This is a genomic window from Streptomyces sp. NPDC006463, assembly GCF_042870715.1.
Lineage (GTDB): Bacteria > Actinomycetota > Actinomycetes > Streptomycetales > Streptomycetaceae > Streptomyces.
Map to the genome: position 1 here is coordinate 175,435 of NZ_JBIAHP010000013.1, position 20,506 is coordinate 195,940.

Sequence of the window (20,506 nt, forward strand, 5' to 3'; positions counted from 1 at the left end):
CCGGAACCGTGTCCGTAGCCGCCGGGCCGGGCGTACTCGCCGGGGTCACGGCCGCGTCGCCCGCGTCTCGCCGCCGAGGCCGCCGGGGGCCTGCCACCCTGCGCCCCGAAGGGGTCGACGCCGCAGCCAGGGCAGCAGTGGACCCCGTCCCTGCGCCGCCGCGGCAGCCCTGACCGTCGCGGCACCAGCCGGCGGGTGGGTCATGTCCCTCGGACGCCTCCGGGCCATGGCTGCGGGCCCCCGGCAGGGCAGCCCCGACCCCGCCGCCCCCGCGTCTGCGCGATCCGCGGGCATGCGCAAGCACCGGCCGGGCCGGCTCCGGCGGCCGGCGGATGGGCAGCCTCACGCGCATACGGGCACCGCACCGCGGCGGGCCGGCCGAGCCCGTGGCAGCGTCACGGCAGGTCGTCGGTCGGCGGGTCCGCCATGTATACGTGGGGCGTGTCGGAGTCCCACTCCAGCAGCTCCGCGCCGCCGAGGACCACCTCGTCGGGGTCGGGCATGCCGGCCCGCCGCAGGAACTCGATGACGTCCTCGTCCGAGCGGGCCACGCCGAGGGACTCCTCGCGGCTCGCGGTCCGCAACGTCACCTGCCGGCCTCCCGACGGGAAGATCCGGTGCACGACGACCGGTGCATGATGCATACCACCAGCCTCGCCCCGGCAGCGGATCCCGGCACCCCGGGAGACCCGCTAGGCGGTACCGCTCGTGGCCGGGCCCGGGATGCGGAACGTCGACGGGTCCGGGTAGGTCGCGGCCTCGGCGCGTACGACCCCCTCGATCTCCTCCTTGAAGGCGGGCTCGAAGAGTTCGACGGCCAGCAGCAGCTCAAGCCCGCGCAGGGTCGGGTCGAGCAGCGGGCGGGCCATGCGGGAGCCGCCGCCGGAGAGGCCCGTGAAGCCCGTCCGGGTCGTCGCCGCCCGCCCGCCCAGCCGGTCCTCCAGGCCCGCGGTCGCGTAACCGGCGAGCAGGGCGAGTTCGGTGAGGAACCTGCGGGTCCCGAGGACCATCTCCTCGGCTCCCTGCAGCGTCTGGACGGCGCCGCCCGCGACCTTGGGGTCGTCCGTCCTCTTCACGCCGCGCGCCTCGTACACCGCGAGCGCCTCCTCGAAGAGCCGTCCCGCCTCGTCGACCGCCTTCATCGCCGCCACCAGCTGGTCGATGCCGATCTCGCGCTCCACGCTGCCTCCTGGTCCGGAATTGTGCTGCACAGACCGTAGGAGGCAAAGCCTCGGCTGCGGAACACCCGTGCCGAAGGGTGATCACGCTGTCACCGGACCGTCACAACACCCGACACCCGGGTGCGTACCGCCGAAGACCCCGCCCCTCTCCCGGCCGGATCCCAACCTCCTACGCCCTCTTGCGGGTTGACCCTCAGATACCAACAATGCGCATGACAACCGGAGGATCTTCGGTTGCATCGTCCTCTGAGGGGAACCCCCACATGAACAAGCCTCTCGCCGGCGCCTTACTCTCCCTGCTCCTCGTGGGAGCGGCGGGCGCCCCCGCCATGGCCGCACCGGCCGTCGCGGTCACCTTCGCGGGAACGGTCGCGCTCAGCAACTGCTCCGGCTCCGTCGTCCGCGCACCCGGCTCCCAGCCGAACGACCCCGCCCTCGTCCTGTCCAACGGCCACTGCCTGGAGACCGGCTTCCCCGCGGCCGGCGAGGTCATCAAGGACCAGCCGTCCACCCGCTCTTTCTCCCTGCTCAACGCGTCGGGCTCCAAGGCCGGGACGCTGCGGGCCAGCAAGATCTCGTACGCGACCATGACCGACACCGACGTGTCCGTCTACCAGCTGACCAAGACCTACGCCCAGATCCAGAGCCAGTACGGCATCACGGCGCTGACCCTCAACGACGCCCGCCCCACGCAGGGCTCGGCCATCAAGGTCGTCTCCGGCTACTGGAAGCGGACCTACAGCTGCAACGTCGACGGCTTCGCCTACCGCCTCAAGGAGGGCGCCTGGACCTGGAAGGACTCCGTCCGCTACACCTCGTCCTGCAACACCATCGGCGGGACCTCCGGTTCACCGGTGATCGACACGACGACCGGCAAGGTCGTCGCCGTCAACAACACGGGCAACGAGGACGGCGGCCGCTGCACGGACAACAACCCGTGCGAGGTCGACGAGAACGGCAACGTGACGGTCCGCCAGGGCATCAACTACGCGCAGGAGACGTACATCATCGTCCCCTGCATAGCCCCCGGCAACAAGATCGACCTGAACCGCCCCGGCTGCACGCTCCCCAAGCCGTAGCCCCCGAGCCGTAGCCGCCGCGCCGTAACCCCCGGACCGCGGCCGCCGGACCGTCACACCGGTCCGTGGATCCCGCGCCGCCCGGCTCCCCCGAGCCGGGCGGCGTCGGGGCACGCGCGACCTCGCGCTTCGCGAACAGCCCCCCGCCCGGCGCCCGGACGGGGATACTCGGACGCGTGGAACTGCACATCGATCACCGCTGGCTGCTGGAGCGGCAGGAGTCACTGTTCAAGGACGTGGCGGTGGCCGACCACTCCGCGCTGGTCGCCGCCGTCGCCCGGCACCGGGTGAACACTCCCAGCCTGGACGTGGACGACCCCGACGCCTACTGGCGCGCGGCCGCCCTCCTCGACGCGATCGTCCTGCTCCGCCCGCTTCCCGACTCCAACGAGTACTTCGGCTACGGGGTCGCCGTCGCCTACATCGAGGCGTCCGGCAAGGCGGTGGATGCCTCGTACGAGCAGTGGCGCGACCTCATCACGGACATCCGCATGCTCCGCGTCACCGTATTCGACGTGGCCGCCCGCCTGCGCTCCTGGCAGCCCGCGTAGCACCCGCGGGACGCGTTCCGGCCGGTCAGCGCCGGCGCTGGGCGGGGGTGCCCACCAGGAGGGCGTCGGAGACGAGTCGCGCGCCGCGGGAGAGGCGACCGAGCTGCTCCAGCTCCACGGCGTACATCCTGATCGTGTTCTCGATGACCGACTCGGCTATGCCCAGCATGGGCAGTTCGGCGCGGCTGGTCTGCAGGGCCGCCCGCACCGCGCGCATCTCGTGCTGGAGCTGGAGCTGGACGTGCCGGCCCAGCAGCGCGTGGTGACGGGTCAGGGTGAGGTACCCGCCGTAACGGGCCGGAAGCAGATCCCGCAGCCAGCGCGTGGCCGAGCGTTCCCAGTCATGGGTCCCGGGGGCCTTGACCTGCATGGGCCAGTCCGGACTGCGCGTGATGGTGGCCGTCTGGGGCATTCTCGTCACTTCCGAGTGGTGTCGAACTCTGATCGAGATGGTGCTTGGGGGCGGCCTCGGCCCAGGGGTTGACCGAGGCCGCCATGGGCGCTCAGCGGGATCCAAAGCCTTGACTCGACGGGCGGTCGCGACGTGAGGAGGTTCGTCGTGCCGCGCGTCCGTTCAGGAGGGGGTCCTCCTCCTTGGCATCTGGTGGATCCGGAGCGCCGCCGTCAGTAAACATATATACCGTCGAGTAAGCAAGCGCATGAAAAATTTCATGCACCTCGTTGGCTGAATATCCCCCTGGTCAGCAGCGCGAAAATCCGCCCCGATCAGCCGTTAGAGGAAGAATCCGTGCTGGTCGGCGACCTGCTCGTAATCTTCCAGGCGCGCCTGCGTGCGCTCGGGGTCTGCGTCGGCCATGGCCTGAAGCAGTGCGGCGGACAGCATTCCGGGGGCCGCGTACGAGTCGAACACCAGCCGCGACCCGGTCCCCGACGTCAGGGCCACGTCCGCCTCGTCCACGAGCGGCCCCAGGGTGGGATCGGTGATCAGGACGACCCGCAGCCCCGTGCTGCGGGCGGCCCGGATGGCGGCCAAGGTCTCCTTGGCGTGCCGCGGCATGGCGAAGGCGAGGACCCAGGTCCCGCCGGCCGCCTTGGACTGGAGCAGCGCGTCGTAGGCGACGCTGCCGCCGCGGGTCACCAGGCGTACGTCGGGGTGGATGCGCCTGGCCGCGTAGGCGAAGTACTCGGCCAGGGAGACCGAGATGCGCAGTCCGAGGACGGTCAGGGGCACCGACTTCGCCAGTTCGCGGCCGATGTCGAGCACCTGGTTGGTGTCGGCGAGCAGCCGGCGCACGTTCTCCAGGTTCTCGATCTCCGCGTCCACGGCCGCCTGCAGTTCGTTGCGACGGATCTGCTCACGGGTGTCCGGGGACCCGGCCACCGCGCTCAGGGCGATCGGCTGGAGCACGTCGCGCAGGGCGGGGTAGCCGCTGAATCCGAGGGAGGAGGCGAAGCGGGTCACGGAGGGCTGGCTGACGCCGACCCGCTCGGCGAGTTCGGTGATCGACAGGAACGCGGCCTCGGTGAGGTGGTCGATCAGGTACTGGGCGATCCGGCGCTGGCCGGGGGACAGGCGACGGCCGTCGAAGAGCGCGAGGAGCCGGTCGGCCGGGGGGCGGACCTCCTCCGGCGACTGGCCGCTCGGCTTGATCGCGGCCGCCTGCGCGCGTGCGTGCTGCCCCGATGACACCGGAGGGCCTCCTTCTCATGTCACTCGCGTTCAAACATAGCTCACGCCCTGTGGTCGTTGATGATCAGTCCTGGGCGCGGGCGGTCACCGGCGCGTCCGTGCGGTCGCCGAGGAACTCGTACCAGCGGCGCTGCAGGCACAGGTAGCGGGTGTCCGCCTCGACCAGGTCGAGGAAAGAGCCGATCGTCGCGGTCAGCCGCTCGCCCAGGCCCGGGTCGGTGAGCGCGCCGTCCTCGCCGAAGGCCTGGTGGGCCATGGCCAGGCTGAACATGTCGGGGTAGACCCGCGCGCCGAGGTGCTCCAGCGGGACGCGCAGGGCCCACAGGCCCCGGTTGCCGCCGACCATCGACGGCGAGGCCGAGACCAGCAGCGCCTGCTTGTCCTTGAAGGGCTGCGGGCGGACGCGGGAAACCCAGTCGACCGCGTTCTTCACCACGCCCGGAACGGAGGCGTTGTACTCGGGAGAGGCGATCACCAGCGCCTGCGCCGCCTCGATCCGCTCGCGCAGTGCCAGCGCGCCCTTCGGCAGTCCTTCGTCGGCCTCCGTGTCGCCGTCGTACGGCGGCATGGGGAAGTCGCCGAGCGTCGCGAGGTCCGCCACGGCCCCTGCCCCGGCCACCAGACGGGCGACGAGGGAGGCCAGGCGGGCGTTGACCGAGCCGGTACGGGAGGACCCAGACAGCACGAGCACGCGCAGGGAGGTACGGGCGGGCCCGGCGCCCTCGTGCGGGCGGGCCGGATCCACCGGGAAGTGGTCCTGGTCGGTCGGGTTCATAGCCGTCTCCTGCTCTCGGGTCCCAGGACCCCGGACGGGCCCGGGACGGGTGGGCCGCGCACGGCGGGACCCGCACACGCCGGTGTGCGGGTCCCGTCCGGGCCGCTCGGGTCACTTCGCGGCGGGGTTCTCCCAGCGGTAGAACTCGTGGGCCATCGCGTCCTTCGGACTGCGCCACGTCTCCGGATTGTGCGGGCTGACGTAGGCGGTGAGCCGCTCGCTGAGCTCCCGGAACTCCGGGTGGTCGGTGACCTGCGCGATCGCGGGGCCCGGCGGCCGGTCCGCCTCGATCAGGTGCATGTACACGTCGCCGAACTGGAACAGGCTGCGGCGCGTGACGCCGACCAGGTGCGGCAGTTCACCCGCGTCCGAGTCGGCGAAGAGCTCGGCGATGTCGGGGGCCGATCCCGGCGCCATGCGGGCGACGATGAGGGCGCGGTGCATCCGGTGGTGCTCCTTTCGTTTCGGGGACGGCTTCAGATGCGGCTGACTGCGGGGGCGCGGTTCTCCCGCTCGCGCTGCTCGATCTTGTCCCGGATGAGCGCCATCTGGATGGGCGAGTTGCGGTTGATGTTGTCGGTCATCCACGCGTCGTCGACCGGCGCGTCCGGCTTCATCGCGAAGTCCTGCGTCCACTTCATCCGGGTGCCGCCCGGCACCGCGAAGTACTCCCAGTGGATGTCCATGTGCGCGAACGGGCCGGTCTCCACGCGCCGCGCCCGGACGGAGAGGTTCTTGCGGTCCACGGTCCGCTCCGAGACCCAGCTCCACACCTTGCCGTTCTCGTCGGGGTGCATGGTCAGGCGGAAGCGGGTGGTGTCCCCCTTCTGCTCCAGGACCTCCAGCGAGGCGTACTCGCTGAACAGGTGCGGCCAGTTGGGGAGGTCGTTGGTCATCTCCCATACGACGTCCACGGGCGCGTTGACGGTGATCTCGTTCTCGGTGTGTCCCGGCATGTCAGGCTCCTGTCATGAGGCTGTTGTTGACGAGGTCGAGGAATTCCGCGGGGGTCTTGCAGCGTTCGGCGTCGGTGGGCAGCGCCCGGCCGCGCCGGTTCTCCAGCTCGCCGACGATGCCCAGCAGGCCCAGCGAGTCCAGGCCGTAGTCGTCGAAGGCGGAGTCGGGACGACGCGCCATCTCGGCGGGGTCGACGGTGATGCCGGCGGTCTTCATCAGGGCCGCCAGCTCCTCCAGGGTCAGTCGGTCGGACATGTGGCTTCTCTCTCTTCCTACGGGGGGACGCGGGGTCCTTCTTCACGACCTGGGCACGGCCGGGCCCTTGCGCAGGACGAGCGCGGAGTTCGAGCCCATCCGGCCGCGGCTCAGCACGAGCGCGGTGCGCAGGTCCGCGGAGCGGGCGGTGCCCGTCACCACGTCGAGGTCGTGGCAGACGTCGAAGACGTTCGGAGTCGGCGGCACGATGCCGTGCTCCAGCGCCAGGGCCGCCGCGGCGGTGTCCAGGGCGGCCGCCGCGCAGTACGCCCTGCCCGTACCGGTCTTGGGCGCCGTGACCGGCACCTTGCGCCCGTGTCCGCCGAGGGCGGCGGCGATGGCCGCCACCTCGGCGGCGTCGGCCTCCGGCGTACCGAGGGCGTCGGCGAAGACCACGTCGATCTCCTCGGGCGCGCAGCCGGCCTCCCGGAGCGCGCCCCGGATCGCGTGGGCCAGTCCTTCGCCTGCCGCGTCCGGCCGCCGGGTCCCGCTGAAGGTGGCGGCGTGGCCGGCCAGCTCGGCGCGTACGGAGGCGCCCCTGCGCCGGGCCGCCGTCTCGTCCTCGACGAGGAACATCGCGCCGCCCTCGGCGGGGACGTACCCGCAGGCCTTGGCGGTGAACGGCCGGTAGGCCCGCTCGGGCTCGTCCTGGGTGCTGAGCCCCTCGTACTGAAGCTGGCAGACGATGGAGTACGGGGCGAGGGGTGCCTCCGTGGCCCCGACGAGCATCGCGCGGCTGCCCTGGCGGATCGCCCTGGCGGCGTGCGCGAAGGCGTCCAGACCACCCGCCTCGTCGCTGGCGACGACCCCGCACGGGCCCTTGAGGCCGCGGCGGATGGAGATCTGGCCGGTGCTCGCGGCGTAGAACCAGGCGATGGACTGGTACGGGCCCACGTAGCGGGGACCCTGGTCCCAGAGCCGTTGCAGCTCGCGCTGGCCGAACTCGCCCCCGCCGGACCCGGCCGCCGTGACCACGCCCACCGAGAAGGGGTCCGCCTCGTAGTCGGCCCGGCCGAGCCGGGCGTCCTCCAGGGCCAGGTCGGCCGCGGCGAGGGCGTGGTGGGTGAAGCGGTCGGTCTGGACGAGGAAGCGGTCCTCGACGATCGCGCCGGGGTCGAAGCCCCGTACCTCGCCCGCGACGCGCAGCGGGAGGTGCTCGCACCCCGCCCGGGTGACGCGGTCCAGCACGCTGAGCCCGGACTGGGTCGCCTTCCAGAAGGCGTCGGCGCCGACGCCGTTGGGCGCGACGACCCCGATGCCCGTGATGACCGTACGGGTGGTCACGAGACCTCCTCCTCCGACCGGGTCATGACGACGGCGGACTGGAATCCGCCGAAGCCGCTGCCGACCGAGAGCACGTTGCGCAGCTTGCGGCCGCGTGCCGTGCGGGGCACGTAGTCCAGGTCGCACTCGGGGTCCGGCGTCTCGTAGTTCGCCGTCGGCGGTACCACCTGGTGGGTCATGGCGAGCACACAGGCCGCCAGTTCGATCGCCCCGATGGCGCCGAGGGAGTGACCGACCATCGACTTGATGGAGGTCATCGGCGTCTTGTAGGCGTGGTCGCCCAGGACCCGCTTGACGGCCGCCGTCTCGTGGCGGTCGTTCTGCTTGGTGCCGGATCCGTGCGCGTTGACGTAGTCGACGTCGGACGGGGATATCCGTGCCTGGTCCAGGGCGGTCTGGATGGCCCGGGCCATCTCCAGCCCGTCGGCGGTCAGCCCGGTCATGTGGTGGGCGTTGCCGAAGGTGGCGTAGCCGCCGATCTCGCAGTAGACGGTCGCACCGCGGGCGCGGGCGTGTTCCAGCTCTTCGAGTACGAGGACGGCTCCGCCCTCGCCGAGGACGAATCCGTCCCGGTCGGCGTCGAACGGCCGGGACGCGTGGGCCGGGTCGTCGTTGTTCGGCGAGGTCGCCTTGATGGCGTCGAAGCAGGCCACGGTGATCGGCGATATGGGCGAGTCCGAGGCCCCGGCGATGCACACGTCCATCCGGCCCTCCGCTATGGAGTGGACGGCGTACCCGACGGCGTCCAGTCCCGAGGTGCAGCCGGTGGACACGGTCTGCACAGGGCCGCGCGCGCCCGTCTCCTCCGCGACGGCGGAGGCGAGCGTGGCGGGCGTGAACGCCCGGTGCAGGTGGGGCCCGGCGAGCTTCTCGTCCACGTCCCACCAGGCACCGTTCTGGCTCACGGCGACGTAGTCGTGCTCCAGGCGGGTGGTCCCGCCGACGGCGGTGCCGAGTGAGACGCCGGTGCGCCAGGCGTCGTCCGAGGTGAGGTCGAGTCCGGCGTCGAGCAGGGCCTCGCGGGCGGCGACGAGGGCGAACTGGATGTACCGGTCCGCCCGCGCCGCCTCGCTGTCGTCGAGGCCGTGCGCGGCGGGGTCGAAGTCGACCTCCGCGGCTATCCGCGAGCGGAAGCCGTCCGGGTCGAAAAGGGTGATGCCGCGGGTCGCCGTACGCCCGTTGGACAGCAGGTCCCAGAAGGCGGAGACGCCGATCCCGCCGGGCGCGACTACGCCGACTCCGGTGACCGCCACCCGGCGGCGGGTCACGAGACCGCTCCCGTGCGGTCCGGGGGCTGCTCCCAGGCAGTGCCCTCCGGGTGCGGGGCTTCCTCGGTGTCGACGTGGCCCAGTTCGGGGCGCGGGGCGAGCGGGCCGAGATGGAAGACCATGCGGGCCTCGGTGTCGCCGACGTTGCGGAACCGGTGGCGCATGTTGAGCGGGACCAGCAGTCCCTGGTCGACGCGCAGCGGGTGGGCCTCGCCGTCGAGGTCGACCTCCAGCCGGCCGGCGACCACGTACACGAACTCCTCGGAGTACGGGTGGTAGTGCTCGGCGATGGACTCCCCGGGGGCCATGATCGCCATGCCCATGAAGCCGCTGGTGGAACCCACCGAGGTCGGGGTGAGCACGGCCCTCAGGTCGCCCCCGCGCCGGCGGTTGGGCGGCGTCTCGCTGAGGTCGACGATGCGTGGACGCTGTCTGGTCATGGCGGGTTCCTCCTGGCGTATGCGGACCCTGGACGGGCTGGGATGGGGGCGGGACGAGGGTCAGGACTGCGCGGGTGCCCGGCGGTCGGTGATCAGGTTCATGGTGTGCCGAGCGGCGCGGGTCCGCTTGCCGGCGGGGACCGTCAAGCGGTCCAGCACGGCGGCCTTGCGTGCGCCGCGCACCCCGAGGACGGCCTCGGGATCGGCGTCGATCGGGCCGCGCACGTCGATGAGGCGGACCACGATGTCGTCGCGCTGGAAGATGCTGCTGCTCCGTACGGGGCTGTCCGCCAGGTTCGCGGCGGCCTCGTCCTGGAGGGCGAGGAAGCGGGCAAGTGCTTGTCCGCAGCCGGGCTTGGCGGGGTAGAACAGCGCGTGGCGCGTGACGTCGGCGGCGTCCGGTTCCCCGGCCTCGATGTGGTGGACGGCGGGGAGCGCGGCCCGCATGAAGAACATCCTGGCGGACTCGGGGTCGTTCAGGTTCCGGTCCTGCTCCAGGTAGGGGTTGATGGCCTCTTCGACGGCGCGCACCTCGGGCTGCTCGGAGACGTGCCGCAGGGCCGCCATCAGGTCGCCCTTGACCTCGACCGTACGGACGACGCGGTTGCCGTGCATGAAGAGGGACGTGCGGCAGAGCCGGGTGTGGTCGTCGACGCGGGCGGCCGGGGACGCGTAGCTGGACAGGATGGACGCGACCTGCTTCACGCTGCCCGGTTTGACGGTGAAGGTGAGGGCGTGGCGGACGATGCCGGCGCCGAGGCGGGGCACCGGCTGCAGCCGGGCGGTCGCCGGGCGGGAGGCCTGGTCGTAGCCTCGGCCGGTCTCGCGCAGGACGGTGAACTTGAGCGGGCGCATGGCGCGGGCGCAGGCACCGAGCGGCTTGACCTGCTCGGCGTGGTGCTCGCTGTTGACCCATGCGAGGTACTGCGTCGCGCTCTCCCACTCGCTGGTGATGAGCCACTGCGAGGGGTTCTCGAAGGACTGGCACAGCTGGTCGCTGATGTGGCCCGGGACCGACGCGATGTCGCTGCGGAGCTTTTCGTACGCCTCGAAGAACCGCTGCTGGGTCCCCTCGTGGAGGTCCATCAACAGGACGACCCGGATCATGGAGCCGTCGAAGGCTGACTGCGACACCCGATCGGACTGGGTGGTTGTCATCTACTCACTCCTTCATGAGGGGGTGGAGATCCATCGCGTACGGACCCCTCGTCCGTCACCGGTGGCGTCCGCCCGGGTCGGCGGCCGTCTCGGTCGGGGACGGCAGGCCGGCGCATCTCAGGGGGAGCCGCTGTCGCTCATCGTCATCCGGGTGGGGACGTACCGCTACATGTCCGGATCAAGCGGGTGACAAGGGGCGAATCAACCGGGCCTGATCGAGGATCGGGGGCATAAAGAGTGCACTCCCCCACACAGAAAACAGGAGCCCGCAGCTGATGGAAGACAACGCCGATGTTCGCGTACCGGTTCTCGTCGTGGGCGGCTCGCTCGTGGGCCTGTCCACCTCGCTTTTCCTGAGCCGCCACGGAGTGAGGCACCTTCTGGTCGAGAAGCACTCCGACACCTCCGCGCACCCGCGCGGCCGCGGCATCAACGCCCGGACCATGGAGCTCTTCCGTACGGCGGATGCGGAGCGCGCGATCCGCCGGGCGGCGTCGGCGCTGGAGGGCGTCCAGGGCATCCTGCAGGCCCGGTCACTGATCGGCGGTGACCACACGTGGCTGGTCAAGTCCGTCGACCCGTCGGGGGCACTGCGCAAGTTCAGCCCGACCGGCTGGTGCCTGTGCAGCCAGAACAACATCGAACCGGTGCTGGTGGCGCAGAGCCGCGCGCAGGGCGCCGAGATCCGGTTCTCCTCCGAGCTGATGACCTTCGACCAGGACGCGACGGGGGTGAGCGCCGTGGTGAAGGACCACCGGACGGGCGAGCACCACATCGTGCGCGCCGACTTCCTGATCGCCGCGGACGGACCGCGCAGCCCCGTGCGGGAGATGCTGCGGATTCCGCAGACGGGCAATGGCGAGCTGTTCCACAACGTGAGCGTCACCTTCCGCTCGGAGCGGCTCGCCGAGGTGCTGGGCGATCTGCGCTTCATCGTCTGCTACCTGATGCGCGAAGGCGCGGACGGGGCGCTGCTGCCGGTCGACAACGCGACGCAGTGGGTCTTCCACGCGCCCTGGCACCCCGACCGGGGCGAGACGCTGGAGGACTTCACCGACGAGCGGTGCGTGGAGCAGATCCGCAACGCGATCGGTGTCCCCGACCTGGATGTGGAGATCGGTGGCAAGGCCCCCTGGCACGCGGCCGAACGGGTGGCGACGCGGTATTCGTCCGGCCGGGTGTTCCTGGCCGGGGACGCGGCTCACGAGATGTCCCCCACCGGGGCCTTCGGTTCGAACACCGGCATCCAGGACGCGCACAACCTGGCGTGGAAGATCGCCGCGGTGCTGGACGGGTCGGCGGGCATCGGGCTCCTCGACACCTACGAGGCGGAACGGCTGCCGGTGGCCAAGGCCACGAGCGAACGGGCCTCGGCCCGTTCGGCGGAGCACAGCCACCCGGGGTACGCGCCGCCGCCCACCATGGGCGGCGGACCGGGCAGCGGGGTCCTCACCACGGCGATGGGTTACTGCTACCCGCGCGGCGCGCTCATCGGCGGCGATCCGCAGCGCCCGGTCATCCCCGAGGCGCTGCGCCTGATGGGCGACACCGGCACCCGGGCACCGCACATGTGGCTGGCCAAGGGCGGTGAGCGGATCTCGACACTGGACCTGTACGAGCGCTCCTTCGTGCTGCTCAGCGGCGTGGGGACACCGTGGCGGGAGGCGGCGCACGAGGTGGCCGAGCAGCTGCCGGCGCACCTGGACGCCTACACCATCGGCTCGGGGCCGGACGCCGACCTGATCCAGGAGACGGGCGCCGACTGGGCCGAGGTGCACGGGATGGAGGCCGGGGGCGCGGTTCTCGTGCGCCCGGACGGATTCGTGGCCTGGCGCTCGGAGGGCCCCGTGGCCGATCCCCGGGCGACACTGCTCGAGGTCCTCTCCACGGTGCTGCGGCGGAGGTGACCACTACACCCTCCCGTCCGCCGACCGTGCGCGCGGCCGGCGGACGGGGATCAGCGGCAGGCCCAGCAGCCCGCCCAGCAGCCGACGGGCGGCCGGGCGGGGTGCCGGCGACCGGTTTCCCGCCGGGCACGCTGCGCCGCGTCGCGGGCGCGGGCGCTGCGGCTCGCGCAGCAGGCGACCACGACCGTGATCGCGGCCAGTTCCTCTGGGGCGGCCAGGCCCTTCTCGACACTGAGCAGACTCGATATCGGGGCATCGTTCGGCATCGGCACGGCCTCTCGTACGGGGGCTGCGCGTGCGCCCTGCCGCGGCGCGGGGGGCGGGGCGTCCCGGCGCCGGCGCGGGCTGCGCTCGGACGGTCCGGCGCGCCCATGAGGCGTGTTCCGCGTACTCAGCGGTCGCGCACCGGCCGGCGGAGTCCTGTCGGGTCACCAGGACTCCTGACGCGAACGACGCTACAAGCGCACGGCGTACCCGGCACGTCGATCCGGCCCGGCCGGCGCCACCCCTCCGCGGCCACGGCCCCGCCGTGCGGGTCGTGGCCGTCACCGGTGGTCCGGCCGTGACCGGCCGCGAGGCACTGCTCTGCCGGGGTTGCGCCGGCCGCCTGTACGCCGTGTGCACCACCGACGGCCGCAAGGGCCGCGGGAGCGCCGTCGGTGAATGGGAGGTCGACCACGAGATGCCCGGGCTGTGCCCGCTCTCCGGGCTGCTGCCGCTCACCGGGAGGGCTGCCTCCGTGCACGACCTGCCCGGCGCGACGGAGGTCCTCGGTCCGCCGGACTGAGGGCGGGGCGTTGGGCCTTATGGGTGACTGCGGTCATCACGGCCGGTTCTGCCGGGACTTCGCGCACGCGTCGCCCGCGCGCCCGCACGCCCGCACGTCCGAGCGCCCGAGCGCCCGAGCACCCCGAGCGCCCCGAGCGTCCGAAGGCCCAGCGTTCACTGGTTGAACTCCCCCAGCCCTGCGGCCCTTTGCCGGTTCAATGTCTTGACGCCTGAACCGGCCGGGGAGCACAGTGTCCAGCGGCGCCGCTTGAGAGCGCTCTCAAGCCGGTGAGCTCCGTCGGCTCTTCCCCCCGCACCGCGCCTCACGGCGCCTCAGAGAGGGCACCCATGCGTCAGATATCCGACAGGAAACGGCCCACGGTCCGGCGGGCCGTCCTGGCCGCGCTCAGCACGATCGCAGTCGTCGCGGCCGCCTCGGCGGCGGTCGTCCTGCCCGCCGGCGCCGCCGCTCCCGCCGCTCCCCCCACCCCCGCCGGCTGGTCGCAGGTGTTCCTGGACGACTTCGACGGGGCCGCGGGCTCCGGCGTGAACACCGCCGACTGGCAGTACACGACCGGTACGAGCTACCCAGGCGGGCCCGGGGGCTTCGGCACCGGCGAGATCGAGACGATGACCGCCGACCCTGCGAACGTCTCCCTCGACGGAGCGGGCAACCTGCGCATCACCCCGCGGCGGGACGCGGCCGGCAACTGGACCTCCGGCCGCGTCGAGAGCAGGCGCTCGGACTTCCAGCCCCCGGCGGGCGGCAAGCTGCGCACCGAAGCCCGCATCCAGATGCCGAACGTCACCGGCCCTGCGGCCAAGGGCTATTGGCCGGCCTTCTGGATGCTCGGCGCGCCCTACCGGGGCAACTGGTGGAACTGGCCCGGCGTCGGTGAGCTCGACATCCTGGAGAACGTCCAGGGCATCAACAACGTCTGGGCCACCATGCACTGCGGCACCAGCCCGGGCGGCCCCTGCAACGAGAAGTCGGGCATCGGCGGCCAGCGCGTCTGCCCCGGCACCAGCTGCCAGGGCGGCTTCCACACGTACGCCGTGGAGTGGGACCGCTCGACCGCGGTCGAGCAGATGCGCTTCTACGTCGACGGGATCAACTTCCATACGGTGAGGGCCGATCAGGTGGACGCCACCACCTGGACCGATGCCACGAACCACGGCTACTTCATCATCCTGAACGTCGCCATGGGCGGCGAGTTCCCCGCGGCCTTCGGCGGCGGACCCGACGCGGGTACCGAGCCCGGCCATCCCATGGTCGTCGACTACGTGTCCGTCCTCAGCTCGGCCGGCGGCACCACCCCGCCCACCACACCTCCCACGACCCCTCCGACCACGCCTCCCACCACTCCGCCGGCCGGCGACCGCGACGCGTACTCCGCTATCCAGGCCGAGTCGTACGACTCCCAGGCAGGGGCGGCGAAGGAGACCACCGCGGACACCGGCGGCGGCCAGGACCTCACCACCCTCGGCAACGGCGACTGGGCCCTCTACAAGGGCATCAGCTTCGGCCCGACGGCCGCGCGGCAGTTCTACGGTCGCGTCGCCTCGGGCGCGGCCGGCGGGGTCAGCGGTCTCGTGGAGGTACGGCTCGACAGCCGTACGAGTGCTCCGATCGGCAGCTTCTCCGTCGCGAACACCGGTGGCTGGCAGAGCTGGCGCACGGTCCCGGCGAACATCAGCGGCGTCACGGGCACGCACGACGTCTACCTGACCTTCACCAGCGGCCAGGGCGCCGACTTCGTGAACGTCAACTGGTTCGACTTCGGCCACTGATGACCGAACCGAGGAGAGCACTCATGAAGACCAGGCACGCACTACCCCGCCGGGGCCGGATCCCGCTGATCCCGCTGATCCTGCTGGCCGCCCTGCTCACCCTGCCGGGGTTCCTCCTGTTCGCGCCGACGGCGACCCGCGCCGCCGCCCCCGACTACACGCAGGGCGTCACCGCTCAGGGCTCCGGGGCCGTGCGGATCTGGTTCACGCCGGCCACCCCGGCCGCCCTGGTGGACGTGCACTACCTGCCCGACGGGGGCCTGGGCCAGCAGAACTTCCGGATGGCCGCCGGCGCCGGCACCTGGCAGCAGACCATCAGCGGCCTGGCTCCCGGGTCCACCCTCGAGTACTGGTTCACCTACGAGAAGGGCGGCCCGCTCCACGACACTCCCCACTTCACCCACACGGTCGGCGGAACGGGCGGCGGAGGCGGCGGAGGCGGTACCGGCAGCTTCCCGATCACCTTCGTGAACAACACCCGTGGCACGTACGCCGATTCACAGATCTTCGTCACCGTCCTCGGCCAGGTGACCCCGGGCCAGTGGTCGTACATGAAGCCCGACGGCACCATGGCCCACATCAGCCACCTCGACGCCACGGCCCCCGGCCACCTGGTCAAACGAGGCGTGAACTATCCCGACATGTCCTTCACCCTCGCCCAGGTGGGCGGCACCGTCCCCTCCCCGCCCGCGATCCGCGGGGGCCGGATCTACCTCTCCCTCGGCTCCCCGGTGTACATCCCCGTCTCCCCCGACGACCAGGGCTGGGGCGGACCGGACCTGCGCAACCCGAACGACCCCAACAGCGACGTGTACTACGACTGGTACGAGTACACCTACGTGCACGGACAGGTCGCGTTCGGCGGGAACACCACCCAGGTCGACCAGTTCGGCTTCCCGGTCACCGCCCGGCTGCACCAGAGCTCCACCGGCTACGACACCACCCAGGGCATCACCCGCACCCGCGCCGAGGTGATGCAGCAGTACGCGGCCTCCGTCGGCCCCGCCTTCAAACCGCTGCAGACGCCCTACCGGATCGTGGCGCCCCGGTCCTCGGACCTCTTCCTCCCCGGCGGCGCCCAGCAGAACCACCTCACCGCCGCCATCGACCAGGCCTGGGCCTACTACACCACCCACCCCTTCACCCTGAACCGTCTCGGTGAGACGTTTTCCGGACGGGTCACGGGTTCCACCCTCACCTTCGGCAAGAACGGCGCGGGCTCCTTCACCCTGCACAAACCCACCTCGGCCGACGTCATGGCCTGCGCCGGCGCGATGGCCTCGGGCAACGACACCGAGAAGCAGCTCGGCGCGGAGTTCTGCGCCGCGTTCAACCGGGGCGTCGCACTCGACACCACCGCCTGGTACCGCCCGGCGGCGTACTACACAGGCCCGGCGAAGAACGACTACGCCGGCTTCTTCCACACCGTCGGCCTGGACCGGCGGGCCTACGGCTTCCCCTACGACGACATCAACGACCAGTCCTCCGTGCAGATCCTCGGCAACTCCGACCCGCCGACCGGGCTGACCCTCGGCATCGGCTGGTAATGGTCCCGTGCCGCCGGGTGCCCGCCCGGGCTCCCGGCGGCACGCGTTACCCTGCTTGCCCGGCGAGGTGACAGGCCCGCAGACACCAGGAGGAGCCCCCGTGCCCGAACAACGACCCGGGGACCGCCCCACCTTGGAGGCGGTGGCGGCGCGCGCCGGGGTGTCCCGGGCCACCGCGTCCCGCGTGGTCAACGGCGGCGACGGGGTCCGCGCCCACCTGGCGGACCGGGTCCGCGGGGCCATCCAGGAGCTGGGCTACGTGCCCAACCCCGCGGCACGCACCCTGGTCACCCGGCGCACCGGCGCCGTGGCGGTGATCATCCCCGAGCCGGAGATCCGGATCTTCTCCGATCCCTTCTTCTCCCGCCAGGTGCGCGGCATCAGCAGGGAACTGACCGCGCACGACACGCAGTTGGTACTGCTGCTGGTGGAGGACCGCGGCGACTACGACCGGATCGAGCGTTATCTGGCGGGCGGCCACGTCGACGGCGCGCTCGCCTTCTCGCTGCACACCGACGATCCGCTGCCCGCGATCATCCGCCGGATCGGCGTGCCCACGGTCTACGGCGGCAGGCCGGGCTGGGTCTGCGGGCCCGGGGAGCCCGGTGGCGGCGTGACGTACGTGGACGCGGACAACCGCGGGGGCGCCCGGGAGGCCGTACGGTACCTGCTGGCGCGGGGGCACGAGCGGATCGCGCACATCTCCGGCCCGCTCGACCAGACATCGGCGGCCGACCGGCTGAGCGGCTACCACGACGTGCTGCCGGACGCCGATCCGGCGCTGGTCGCCGAGGGAGACTTCACCGTGGCGGGCGGGGCCCGCGCGATGGCCGAACTGCTGGACCGCCGGGCCGGGATCGACGCCGTGTTCGCCGCGAACGACCTGATGGCGACGGGCGCGCTGCGGGTGCTGCGGGAACGCGGCCGCAGCGTTCCGGCGGATGTGGCGCTGATCGGGTTCGACGACGCCGAGCTGATAGCGGAGAGCGCCGATCCGCCGCTGACGACCGTGCGCCAGGACATCGAGGGCATGGGACGGCTGATGGCGCGCCTGCTGCTCGAAACGCTGGACGGGGGCCGGGGCGAGAAGATCGCGGTCGGCCCGGTGATCACCGACACGGTGCTGGTGCGGCGCGACTCGGCCTGAGCGGCCGGGGCCCGCGCAGGCGGGCCCCGGCCGGTGCGGCTGAGGTGAGTGCGGCCGCGAGCCCGGCCGCGGCTGCCGCTTCGGGGTCAGCGCCCGGGGCACTGCTTCCACGAGAAGTGGTAGACGCTGTTGATGCTGCCGTCGGTCGAGTCGAGCGCCATGAAGCTGGTCTGCGACGGGTCGGAGGTTCCGACCTCGGCGCGCAGCTCGGTGTTGATGTTGAAGTTGCGCTGCTCGCCGCAGGGCGCGAAGACCAGGGCCTGGACGCCCGTGGTGTCGGTGGCCTGCCAGTTGTCCTCGAAGGCGCCGTGGAACTTGTGGGTGCGCTGGGCGGTCTGGCTCATGCCCTGGAAGTAGTAGCTGGCCTTCTGCGTTCCGATCGCGCCCTCCTGCAGGCTGCCGAAGCCCCGGTAGTCGACCTGGGCCACGGCGTAGGTGTAGCCCTGGGGGACGTGGACGACGAGGGAGAGTTGACAGTTCTTGCGGCCTTCGACGACGGGGGCGCCGCCGCCGGCCTGGGCCAGGTACTCGCTGTAGGTGACGGTGAAGGCCGTGTTGTCCGGCGAGACGGCCACGGCGGCGCTGCCTGGACGGCAGCCCGATCCGTTGACGGAGGCGACGTCCACGGTCACCTGGTCGGAGGGAGCCTTGACGGCGGGAGCCGAGGCGGAGGCCCCGGCCGAGGGGGAGAGCGTGACGAGAGATGCGGTCACGACGGCTGCGGTGAATCCGGTACGGAGCGACTTGATCACGTGGAAATGGATAGCGGTCCGCGGGGGCTCCGGGCGGACGACGGGTACGGGGGCTCACCTCTATGGCCGCAACGGTTCACCGAAGAAACGTTAAATCGCATCAAAACGGACGGCTGATCGGCTCTACGCCGAGCCGCCTAGGTGCGATTCATCCGATTTCTCCTAATATCGGGGCAATGAGGAGCCCCATGTCCCGCGTCCACCGGTCCGCCCTCGTGTCCGCTTGGGTGATCGTCGCCGCCCTGACCGTCACAGCGGTGTCGCCCACCCCGGCCCCGAAGCCGGAACCCGGGCCGAGGCCGGACGAGGCCGCCGTGATCGGCGAGGACCACGCCCGGGCGCACGCACGGCTGCGCGAGGCGGCCAAGGGCCCCCAGGGCTACCCGCAGGCGAAGCGCACGGCGAGCCTTGCCGCGCTCCAGGAGTCCCAGCGCGCGACCAACGCGGGCTTCGCGGCGGCGGAGTTCGGCCGGTTCACGGAGTTCTTCCCCTCGCCCGACTTCGGCGTCCACGTGGCCCTGCTGCCCACGGGCAAGGTGCTGCTCTTCTCGTTCGAGCGCGTGGAGGCCGATCCCACCAAGGAGACCGGCCCCACGAACACGGTCGGCCGGACGAACGCGGGCCGCGCCTATCTCTGGGACCCGGCCAGGGGCACCGGGGCGCGGGCCTTCAAGAAGGTGGCGCCGCCCGTCGTGCTGATGCCCGACGGCACCTACGCCCCGCGCCCGGCGCCCTTCTTCTGCGCCGGGCACGCCTTCCTGCCCAACGGAATGGTCGGCGTCTTCGGCGGCAACGTCGGCGGAAAGGGCGGCAGCGGCGCCAAGCTGTCCTTCGTGTTCGACCCGTGGACCGAGACCTGGTTCCGCAACCGGGACATGTCCGTGGGCCGTTGGTACCCCTCGGTCGTCACCGGGGCGGACGGCCGCCAGATCATCATGTCCGGCCAGTCCGAGCGCGGAACGGGCACGCCCACCCCGGTGGTGGAGCGCTTCCCGGCACTGCGCCATCGCGTGCCCTGGCGCCCGTACGACATCCCGGTGAACCTCGACTCGCAGCGGCTGCGGTCGGACGCCCCTTTCCGCAACGACTATCCGCACCTCTTCTCGCTGCGGGACGGGATGATCTACGGACTGGGCCGTGACGCCGACCAGCAGTGGCTGTTCGACCCGGTCAAGGAGGTCCGTACGGACCTGCCGCGGCGGCCGGCCGACTTCCGGGGGTACGGCTCCGCCGTGCCGCTGCCGGCGGGTTTCCGCGGTCCGGACTCCGTCCTGGTGCTCGGCGGCGACCCGCGCGACCCGCACACGTACCGGCTCTCCGGCGGCCGCTGGAGCACCGAGGAGCCGCGGGCCTTCGGCCGCACGCAGGACGACACCCTGATCCTGCCGGACGGCACGCTGCTCACCGTCAACGGCGCCCTCGACACCCGGGACTACGGCAACGGCCCGTTCAACCCGAAGGCGGACCTGAAGTACCGGCAGATCGAGGTGCGCGACGCACGCGGCCGCTGGCGGCTCGGCCCGGCCCAGCGGCTGCCCCGCGGCTACCACTCCAACGCCCTGGTCATGCCGGACGGCCGCATGATGGTCACCGGGGACGAGCTCCAGCAGATCGCCAACGACCCCGACATCACGGACCGGATGGACGGCAGCATCGAGCTCTACGAGCCCGCCTACCTGCACCGGGGTCCCCGGCCGGCCCTGGACCGGGCACCGGCGGGCGAGCTCGGCCACGACAAGGACTTCGAGGTGGTGAGCTCGACGCCGAAGCAGGTCACGCGCGCCGTGCTGCTGGCACCGACGACCGTGACCCATTCGGTGAACACCAGCCAGCGCCACCTGGAGCTCCGGCTCACCGGCGTCCGCGACACCACGATCGGGCTCCGGACGCCGCCGACCGCGGCCGACGCGCCGCCCGGGTACTACATGCTGTTCCTGCTCGACGCCAAGGGCGTCCCCAGCACGGCGAAGTGGGTGAAGCTGGGCGTCCGCTGAG

The 20,506-nt window shown here is 71.9% G+C and carries 22 protein-coding genes; 8 read left to right on the forward strand and 14 right to left on the reverse strand.

Going from position 1 to position 20,506, the window contains the following annotated elements; all coding sequences use genetic code 11:
* Positions 1 to 395: 395 nt before the first annotated feature.
* Positions 396 to 644, reverse strand: a complete 249-nt coding sequence (locus ACFYOB_RS24580) for a hypothetical protein (protein WP_388562782.1) — start codon at positions 642 to 644, stop codon at positions 396 to 398.
* 48 nt (positions 645 to 692) lie between these two features.
* Positions 693 to 1,181: a hypothetical protein gene (locus tag ACFYOB_RS24585; RefSeq protein ID WP_388562784.1), complete on the reverse strand. Its 489-nt coding sequence runs from the start codon at positions 1,179 to 1,181 to the stop codon at positions 693 to 695.
* Between the two features lie 263 nt (positions 1,182 to 1,444).
* On the opposite strand from ACFYOB_RS24585, the gene ACFYOB_RS24590 reads away from it, so the two are divergent.
* Complete coding sequence (locus tag ACFYOB_RS24590; RefSeq protein ID WP_388562786.1) at positions 1,445 to 2,260, forward strand: serine protease; 816 nt, start codon at positions 1,445 to 1,447, stop codon at positions 2,258 to 2,260.
* A gap of 176 nt (positions 2,261 to 2,436) precedes the next feature.
* Positions 2,437 to 2,811 carry a toxin Doc gene (locus ACFYOB_RS24595; protein ID WP_388562788.1) on the forward strand — a complete coding sequence of 125 codons (375 nt, stop codon included), beginning with the start codon at positions 2,437 to 2,439 and terminating at the stop codon, positions 2,809 to 2,811.
* 25 nt (positions 2,812 to 2,836) lie between these two features.
* On the opposite strand, the gene ACFYOB_RS24600 is transcribed toward ACFYOB_RS24595, so the two are convergent.
* The 10 genes from ACFYOB_RS24600 to ACFYOB_RS24645 all read right to left on the reverse strand — a co-directional run bounded on the left by ACFYOB_RS24600 (position 2,837) and on the right by ACFYOB_RS24645 (position 10,599).
* The gene (locus ACFYOB_RS24600; RefSeq protein ID WP_328930157.1) at positions 2,837 to 3,223 is read right to left on the reverse strand and encodes a hypothetical protein; all 387 of its coding nucleotides are present in this window, start codon (positions 3,221 to 3,223) and stop codon (positions 2,837 to 2,839) included.
* A gap of 321 nt (positions 3,224 to 3,544) precedes the next feature.
* Positions 3,545 to 4,462, reverse strand: coding sequence for a MurR/RpiR family transcriptional regulator (locus ACFYOB_RS24605; protein ID WP_388562790.1), 918 nt, complete (start codon positions 4,460 to 4,462; stop codon positions 3,545 to 3,547).
* Between the two features lie 64 nt (positions 4,463 to 4,526).
* Positions 4,527 to 5,159 carry an NADPH-dependent FMN reductase gene (locus ACFYOB_RS24610; RefSeq protein ID WP_388562881.1) on the reverse strand — a complete coding sequence of 211 codons (633 nt, stop codon included), beginning with the start codon at positions 5,157 to 5,159 and terminating at the stop codon, positions 4,527 to 4,529.
* A gap of 189 nt (positions 5,160 to 5,348) precedes the next feature.
* Positions 5,349 to 5,681 carry a TcmI family type II polyketide cyclase gene (locus ACFYOB_RS24615; RefSeq protein ID WP_388562792.1) on the reverse strand — a complete coding sequence of 111 codons (333 nt, stop codon included), beginning with the start codon at positions 5,679 to 5,681 and terminating at the stop codon, positions 5,349 to 5,351.
* A gap of 32 nt (positions 5,682 to 5,713) precedes the next feature.
* Positions 5,714 to 6,193 (reverse strand): SRPBCC family protein, encoded by a 480-nt coding sequence (locus ACFYOB_RS24620; protein WP_388562794.1) that lies wholly within the window; start codon positions 6,191 to 6,193, stop codon positions 5,714 to 5,716.
* Position 6,194: 1 nt separating this feature from the next.
* Positions 6,195 to 6,449, reverse strand: coding sequence for an acyl carrier protein (locus tag ACFYOB_RS24625; protein WP_388562796.1), 255 nt, complete (start codon positions 6,447 to 6,449; stop codon positions 6,195 to 6,197).
* A gap of 42 nt (positions 6,450 to 6,491) precedes the next feature.
* Positions 6,492 to 7,733, reverse strand: coding sequence for a beta-ketoacyl synthase N-terminal-like domain-containing protein (locus ACFYOB_RS24630; RefSeq protein ID WP_388562798.1), 1,242 nt, complete (start codon positions 7,731 to 7,733; stop codon positions 6,492 to 6,494).
* Positions 7,730 to 9,001, reverse strand: coding sequence for a beta-ketoacyl-[acyl-carrier-protein] synthase family protein (locus ACFYOB_RS24635; RefSeq protein ID WP_388562800.1), 1,272 nt, complete (start codon positions 8,999 to 9,001; stop codon positions 7,730 to 7,732). Before ACFYOB_RS24635 ends, ACFYOB_RS24630 begins: the two co-directional genes overlap by 4 nt.
* Positions 8,998 to 9,441, reverse strand: a complete 444-nt coding sequence (locus tag ACFYOB_RS24640; RefSeq protein ID WP_388562802.1) for a cupin domain-containing protein — start codon at positions 9,439 to 9,441, stop codon at positions 8,998 to 9,000. Before ACFYOB_RS24640 ends, ACFYOB_RS24635 begins: the two co-directional genes overlap by 4 nt.
* A gap of 60 nt (positions 9,442 to 9,501) precedes the next feature.
* A complete protein-coding gene (locus tag ACFYOB_RS24645) occupies positions 9,502 to 10,599 on the reverse strand; it encodes a SchA/CurD-like domain-containing protein (RefSeq protein ID WP_388562804.1) in 1,098 nt (365 codons plus the stop codon).
* A gap of 275 nt (positions 10,600 to 10,874) precedes the next feature.
* On the opposite strand from ACFYOB_RS24645, the gene ACFYOB_RS24650 reads away from it, so the two are divergent.
* The gene (locus tag ACFYOB_RS24650) at positions 10,875 to 12,506 is read left to right on the forward strand and encodes an FAD-dependent oxidoreductase (RefSeq protein ID WP_388562806.1); all 1,632 of its coding nucleotides are present in this window, start codon (positions 10,875 to 10,877) and stop codon (positions 12,504 to 12,506) included.
* A 50-nt stretch (positions 12,507 to 12,556) separates the two neighbouring features.
* On the opposite strand, the gene ACFYOB_RS24655 is transcribed toward ACFYOB_RS24650, so the two are convergent.
* Positions 12,557 to 12,772, reverse strand: coding sequence for an acyl-CoA carboxylase epsilon subunit (locus ACFYOB_RS24655; RefSeq protein WP_388562808.1), 216 nt, complete (start codon positions 12,770 to 12,772; stop codon positions 12,557 to 12,559).
* Positions 12,773 to 13,044: 272 nt separating this feature from the next.
* Here ACFYOB_RS24655 and ACFYOB_RS24660 point away from each other — a divergent pair, with 272 nt between their 5' ends.
* The 4 genes from ACFYOB_RS24660 to ACFYOB_RS24675 all read left to right on the forward strand — a co-directional run bounded on the left by ACFYOB_RS24660 (position 13,045) and on the right by ACFYOB_RS24675 (position 17,759).
* Positions 13,045 to 13,293, forward strand: a complete 249-nt coding sequence (locus ACFYOB_RS24660; RefSeq protein WP_388562810.1) for a hypothetical protein — start codon at positions 13,045 to 13,047, stop codon at positions 13,291 to 13,293.
* A 329-nt stretch (positions 13,294 to 13,622) separates the two neighbouring features.
* The gene (locus ACFYOB_RS24665; protein WP_388562812.1) at positions 13,623 to 15,065 is read left to right on the forward strand and encodes a glycoside hydrolase family 16 protein; all 1,443 of its coding nucleotides are present in this window, start codon (positions 13,623 to 13,625) and stop codon (positions 15,063 to 15,065) included.
* Positions 15,066 to 15,088: 23 nt separating this feature from the next.
* On the forward strand, positions 15,089 to 16,612 hold the full coding sequence (locus tag ACFYOB_RS24670; protein WP_388562814.1) for a glycoside hydrolase family 64 protein: 1,524 nt from the start codon (positions 15,089 to 15,091) through the stop codon (positions 16,610 to 16,612).
* Positions 16,613 to 16,712: 100 nt separating this feature from the next.
* On the forward strand, positions 16,713 to 17,759 hold the full coding sequence (locus ACFYOB_RS24675) for a LacI family DNA-binding transcriptional regulator (protein WP_388562816.1): 1,047 nt from the start codon (positions 16,713 to 16,715) through the stop codon (positions 17,757 to 17,759).
* An 86-nt stretch (positions 17,760 to 17,845) separates the two neighbouring features.
* Here ACFYOB_RS24675 and ACFYOB_RS24680 read toward each other — a convergent pair whose 3' ends face one another.
* Complete coding sequence (locus ACFYOB_RS24680; protein WP_388562818.1) at positions 17,846 to 18,511, reverse strand: DUF4360 domain-containing protein; 666 nt, start codon at positions 18,509 to 18,511, stop codon at positions 17,846 to 17,848.
* A 176-nt stretch (positions 18,512 to 18,687) separates the two neighbouring features.
* On the opposite strand from ACFYOB_RS24680, the gene ACFYOB_RS24685 reads away from it, so the two are divergent.
* Positions 18,688 to 20,505 (forward strand): galactose oxidase-like domain-containing protein, encoded by a 1,818-nt coding sequence (locus ACFYOB_RS24685; protein WP_388562820.1) that lies wholly within the window; start codon positions 18,688 to 18,690, stop codon positions 20,503 to 20,505.
* Position 20,506 lies beyond the last annotated feature (1 nt).